Below are 6,108 nucleotides of genomic sequence, written 5' to 3' on the forward strand. Positions count from 1 at the left end.
AGTAAAACCTCATTCTAAATTTAAATTTTAACGTTTTAAATGTGAATTTGTGATTCTTTCCAAGAATCAGTTGCGCTAAAGCGCGCTCCTTAGCGGATATCCAAGTAATCCAAGACCAACTCACAGAACATCATGTTGGCCCAAGAGAACCATTCACGAGAATAAAGAGTTGGGTCATCCACGTGGAAGCTTTCGTGCATAACACCTGTACCACCATCGCAAGCAACTAGCTGATCCAGCAAGAATTTCTTCTCTGCCTTATCTCTTGTTGTCAGGCCTTGGATAGACAGAGCTATTGGCCAGATATAGCGATAGAAGGTATGAGAACTTCCGAGACCGCTAGCATATTCTCCTCGGTAGAAGTAGGGATTTTCAGGGCTCAGAATGGTACGACGAGTTGCTTGATAAACCTCATCGTTAACATCGCAGTAGCCCAGATAAGGCGCAGCCAACAAACTTGGTACGTTTGGATCATCCATGATGCTAGCATTTCCTAGACCATCCACTTCAAAGGCATAAATCTTTTCGCCCTTGCTATTGCTTGTGTAGGCGTAATTTTCAATTCCTTCTTGGATTTCAGCCTGAAGACGCTTAGCGTCTGTGATAACACTCTGGCTATCAGCTAGGTTTAATTCTGCAAAGATCTCTTGCACATAACCCAAGACTACTACAGCAAACATATTTGACGGAATCAAGTAACTATACTGACAACAGTCATCACTCGGACGAAAGGCTGACCAAGTCATGCCTGTCACTGCAAAATCAGGTCCAAAGCCATCATTTACCAAGGTGTCTTCCTTACGATCGGTATCACGAACAAAACGATAAGGAGAGTTCTTGTGGTCTTGTTCTACCGTCCAAAGATGGAGAATTTCCTTAGTCGCTGCGACAAAAGTCTCATCAAACTGACTAGTCTCGCCAGTCTCTTTCCAGAGGAGATAAGCCAACTGCAAAGGATAGCAAAGCGAGTCCACCTCATACTTGCGTTCCCAAATCCAGCCATTAAGGTCTGTGTGGTCGGTCTCGTGGTGCCCCTTCCAGTTTTCCTCAATGTTAAAGGAATTGGCATAAGGATCCTTGAGTACCAAGGTCATCTGACGTTTTACCAAACCTGCAATGGTCTGACGCAGGAGGGGATCTCTTTTAGCCACATGCAGGTAGGGTCTGAGTTGGGCTGTCGAATCCCGAAGCCACATAGCAGGAATATCCCCAGTCAAGACAAAGGTTGAACCATCTTCTAGGATTTCAACCGTATTGTCCAAGGTGTCGGTGTAGCAACGCTCGAAAACATCCACCCACTCTGGATGGTCCTTAGCCCGCTCTGCCACTTCATCTAGCCATTCTCTAACAATTTCTTTCGAATAAATCATCGTGCAGTATCCTCTTTCAAACAAGTTTCATTTTCAGTATATAGCTTTTGAGACAGAAAATACATACACAAATGATAGTCATTTTTCTACAAAATAGTTATCTTTGAAGCTCCTTTTCTAAAGGCTATCTTTTTCTGATATAATGTAGAAAAACAGCTAAAGGAAAGACTATGAAACCACTACTTGAAACCATCGATACCCGCTTTGGAACTGCCAGCAAGCATGCCTTTTCTCGGGGAAATACCCTGCCATACACAGGCCTTCCTTTTGGGATGAATTACTTTGTACCCCAGACCAGTGATCAGGAGGGAGCTTGGTTTTTCGATCCGCATCTGCCCATCTTTCAGGGAATTCGATTGACCCACCAGCCCAGTCCTTGGATTGGGGACTATTCTTGGCTCCTTCTGACACCTGTCACAGGCCAACTAGGTGGAGACAGTCTCTTTCACCGCCAGTCTTCTTATGATATGGATAAGGCCTCTTTCCAACCTCATTATCTGAAAATTTTCTCCCTGCGCTATCAGATTGAAAGCCAGCTTACACCGACTTGCTACGGTGCTTCTATTCGTTTGGAGCAAAAACAAGGCAAAGCCCTCTCCCTCTATCTTCACGCAGCAGATGAACTGACAGTAGAGCAAGTAGATAAGCGAACTCTTGCCCTACGACAAGAAGGAAAAACTGAGACCAACAAAAATCCACTAACGATGTTCACAGCCCTGCAAATGAACACGGATATTCTTGCTGTCAGCCAAGAAGGTGAAGACTGGAGAATTGACTTAGCAAGTAGTCAAACCGAGATTCAGCTAGCGACTTCTTTCATCTCTCCTTCTCAAGCACTGCTTAATCTACCTCAAGAAGATTTTGATAACTGTAAATCAAGTGCCCAAGCGGATTGGGAAAATCTCCTCCATCGTTTTGACATTATAGAGACAGGAGAGGCTGATAGAACCTTCTTTGACCACTGCCTCTACAGACTCTTCCTATTTCCTCAAACTTTTTATGAGATTGATGAATCAGGGCAAGCCATCCACATGGATCTGGCCACTGGCACTGTCAAGCCCGGTGTCCTCTTTAGCAACAATGGCTTCTGGGATACCTTCCGCACCACCTTCCCCCTCTTTGCCCTTGTCATACCAGAGCATTATCGTCTCTTTTTAGAAGGCTTTCTCAATAACTACCGCGACACTGGATTCCTTCCAAAATGGCTAGCTCCAGATGAACGGGGTATGATGCCAGGTACCCTGTTAGATGGCATTATCGCAGATAGCGCCTGCAAGGACATGGCTCCCGACTTGGAAGAAGAACTCCTCCAAGCCATGCTTGAAACAGCCAGCAAGGCCGACCCTCTCGGCATCAATGGTCGTCACGGACTAGCCCAATACCAAGAACTAGGCTACCTCTCTACCGACCACCACGAAAGCGTCAGCCATACCCTAGACTATGCCTATAGCGACTTTTGTATCGCCAGCTGTGCTGAGAAACTAGGAAAAACAAACATCTCAGAAACTTATAAAACCGCTTCACAAAATTACCGCCATCTATTTGATGCTGAGACAGGTTACATGCGAGCGCGAGACAATCGAGGCAACTTCCGTCCTGACTTCTCTCCTTATAGTTGGGGACGCGACTATGCCGAATGTTCAGCCATCCAAGCAACTTTAGGCGTTCTCCACGACATCCCAGATTTAATCCAACTTATGGGTGGAAAAGAAGCCTTCAGCAACTATCTTTTGAAAATCTGTCAAGATGCTCCCCTCTTTGAGACAACAGGCTATGGTTACGAAATTCACGAAATGAGCGAAATGGCTACTGCTCCTTTTGGACAAATAGCCATTTCCAACCAGCCTAGCTTCCACATTCCTTATCTCTTCCGTTACAGTAACTACCCTGACTACACTGCCCTTCTTATCAAGACCTTACGTCAAAAAGCCTTTCACCCAAGCTGGCAAGCCTATCCTGGCGATGAAGACAATGGTAGTCTCTCGGCCTGGTACATCTGGTCAGCTCTCGGATTTTATCCGACCTGTCCAGGCAAACCAAACTATGATCTCGGAATCCCTCTCTTTAATCACCTCCGTATTTACCTAGCTAAAGAAAATAAATGGCTAGATATTCATACTGAGCAAAACCACAGCCATTTTAACTTTGTCGAAGAATGTCTACTAGATAAGACCTCTATAACTAGCCTTCAACACCAAGACCTCTTAAAAGCTGAACAACTAACTTTCACCCTCAGCTGGTTACCAAGTCAGCCGTCCACTTCCTGAAATACAAAAGTAAGCGCGTCATAACAAGGTATCTATCCTTCATGGAAGACCTCCTGTATACTATTAGTAAAGTAAAACTATTGGAGGATATTTTAATGCCACAACCTATTGTTCCTGTAGAGATTCCACAATCTCGTCGTTTTGATTCTAAAAAGAGAAATGATATTCTACTTAAAATTCGTATTTGCAAGCTTGAAGTAAGTTTTTTTCAATCTCTCAATCTCGAAATGATAGAAGAGCTTTTGGATAAGGTGTTGCTCTATGACAATTCATCTATCTAGCCTAGGGCAGGTCTATCTCGTATGTGGGAAAACGGATATGAGGCAGGGAATTGATTCACTGGCTTATCTCATTAAAACCCACTTTGAATTGGATCCTTTCTCAGGTCAAGTCTTTCTCTTTTGTGGTGGACGTAAAGACCGCTTTAAAGCTCTTTACTGGGATGGTCAAGGATTTTGGCTACTATATAAACGCTTTGAGAACGGTAAGTTGACTTGGCCAAGTACAGAAAAGGATGTCAAAGCTCTCACACCTGAACAAGTAGACTGGCTGATGAAGGGCTTTTCTATCACTCCAAAAATAAATTCATCAGAAAGTCGTGATTTCTATTGAAATGAGGATTTTCTTTTTAGTATAATAAAGTTAGAAAACAGAGAGGGAAGATGATGAAAGACTTATTAAAAATCATTCAACAACAGAGTGCTACAATTGATAGTCTCACCAATGAACTTGCCCTTCTGCGTGAACAAGTGGCTTATCTAACGCAAAAGCTCTATGGAAAATCCTCTGAGAAAAGTGTTTGTCCATCTGGACAAGTCAGCCTTTTTGAGGAGGAAGTTTCATCTGATGAAGATGGAGATGTTCCCAGTTGAAAGAGAAGAAATCACCTATAAACGTAAGAAAGCTAAAGGGAAACGTCAAGCTCTTCTTGCCCAATTCGATTCAGAAGAAGTTCATCATCGCTTAGAGGATTGCATTTGCCCTGACTGTCAGGGAGAGCTAAAAGAGATTGGAGCGAGTCTTCAAGGCCAAGAATTAGTCTTTATTCCTGCGCAATTAAAACGCATAGATCATATCCAACACTCTTACAAATGCCAAGCATGCAGTGAGAAAAATCCGAGTGATAAAATTGTGAAAGCTCCTATTCCTAAAGCCCCTTTGGCGCATAGCCTTGGCTCAGCTTCTATTATCGCTCACACCATCCATCAGAAGTTTAATCTGAAGGTCCCCAATTATCGCCAAGAAGAAGATTGGGCTAGGATGGGTTTACCAATCACACGTAAGGAAATCTCTAATTGGCATATCAAGGCGAGTCAATACTATTTGGAGCCCCTCTATAACCTCTTGCGAGAGAGACTATTGACTCAGCCCTTACTTCATGCGGATGAAACTTCTTATAGGGTGCTAGAGAGTGATAGCCATCTGACCTACTATTGGACTTTTTTGTCTGGGAAAGCTGAGAAGCAAGGAATCACGCTGTACCACCATGATCAGCGTCGAAGTGGTTCAGTAGTACAAGAATTCCTAGGAGATTATTCTGGATATGTGCATTGTGACATGTTGCGGCAGTAACTTAGGACTTTAGTCCTCTAGTTCTGCCTATGCGATAGCAGTCCAAGGTTTAGGAGCAAGGCGACGCCAAGCTTGGTAAACTGCGAACCGCTAGAAGCTTATCGTCAACTGGAAGAAGCTGAACTTGTTGGATGTTGGGCGCATGTGAGAAGGAAGTTTTTTGAATCCACCCCCAAGCAAGCAGATAACTCATCCTTAGGAGCTAAAGGTTTAGCTTATTGTGACCAGTTATTTGCCTTGGAAAGAGACTGGGAAGTTTTGCCAGCTGATGAACGACTACAGAAACGTCAAGAAGAGCTCCAACCCCTAATGGAAGACTTCTTTGCTTGGTGTCGGCGTCAGTCAGTTTTACCTGGTTCAAAACTAGGAAGGGCAATTGAATACAGTCTCAAGTATGAAGAAACCTTTAAGGCCATTTTGAAAGACGGGCATCTGGTCCTTTCCAATAATCTAGCTGAACGCGCCATTAAATCATTGGTTATGGGACGTAAAAATTGGTTGTTTTCTCAAAGTTTTGAAGGAGCTAAAGCAAGAGCTATTATTATGAGTTTGTTGGAAACAGCTAAACGTCATCAACTAAATAGTGAAAAATATCTATCCTATCTTCTAGAATGTCTTCCAAACGAGGAAACTCTCGTAAACAAAGAGGTTTTAGAGGTTTATTTACCATGGAATAAAGTTGTACAAGAAAAGTGCAAATAAGAAATCTCCAGATTAGGAACTATCCGTGAGTTCCCTAGTCTGGAGATTTTTCAATAGACTTCGTTATTGGACGGTTACGTTACGGAAGAAAAAGTTTCAAAATGATAAAAACGCATAATACCTTGCCTTAAAAAGCTTGATATTATGCGTTTTATCAGAGAAAGATTTTCTGAATGTTCACCTCAAATTGAGTTTTT

5 protein-coding genes and 1 pseudogene are annotated in these 6,108 nt (G+C 43.0%); 5 read left to right on the forward strand and 1 reads right to left on the reverse strand.

Annotation, left to right across the window (positions count from 1 at the left end; all coding sequences use genetic code 11):
- Positions 1 to 89: 89 nt before the first annotated feature.
- A complete protein-coding gene (locus SP4011_RS10830; protein ID WP_138703613.1) occupies positions 90 to 1,370 on the reverse strand; it encodes a glycoside hydrolase family 125 protein in 1,281 nt (426 codons plus the stop codon).
- Between the two features lie 170 nt (positions 1,371 to 1,540).
- Here SP4011_RS10830 and SP4011_RS10835 point away from each other — a divergent pair, with 170 nt between their 5' ends.
- The 5 genes and pseudogenes from SP4011_RS10835 to SP4011_RS10855 form a co-directional block, all read left to right on the forward strand.
- Complete coding sequence (locus tag SP4011_RS10835) at positions 1,541 to 3,637, forward strand: GH92 family glycosyl hydrolase (RefSeq protein WP_338619317.1); 2,097 nt, start codon at positions 1,541 to 1,543, stop codon at positions 3,635 to 3,637.
- Between the two features lie 95 nt (positions 3,638 to 3,732).
- The gene (locus tag SP4011_RS10840; RefSeq protein WP_119943631.1) at positions 3,733 to 3,918 is read left to right on the forward strand and encodes a hypothetical protein; all 186 of its coding nucleotides are present in this window, start codon (positions 3,733 to 3,735) and stop codon (positions 3,916 to 3,918) included.
- The gene (gene tnpB, locus SP4011_RS10845; protein ID WP_023941878.1) at positions 3,899 to 4,249 is read left to right on the forward strand and encodes an IS66 family insertion sequence element accessory protein TnpB; all 351 of its coding nucleotides are present in this window, start codon (positions 3,899 to 3,901) and stop codon (positions 4,247 to 4,249) included. Before SP4011_RS10840 ends, tnpB begins: the two co-directional genes overlap by 20 nt.
- Positions 4,250 to 4,302: 53 nt before the next feature.
- A complete protein-coding gene (locus SP4011_RS10850) occupies positions 4,303 to 4,509 on the forward strand; it encodes a transposase (protein ID WP_050167145.1) in 207 nt (68 codons plus the stop codon).
- Positions 4,484 to 5,908 (forward strand): annotated as a pseudogene (locus tag SP4011_RS10855) (IS66 family transposase); the annotation flags it as partial. The gene SP4011_RS10850 and the pseudogene SP4011_RS10855, both read left to right, overlap by 26 nt.
- Between the last annotated feature and the right edge of the window lie 200 nt (positions 5,909 to 6,108).

Source organism: Streptococcus parapneumoniae (genome assembly GCF_037076355.1).
Lineage (GTDB): Bacteria > Bacillota > Bacilli > Lactobacillales > Streptococcaceae > Streptococcus > Streptococcus parapneumoniae.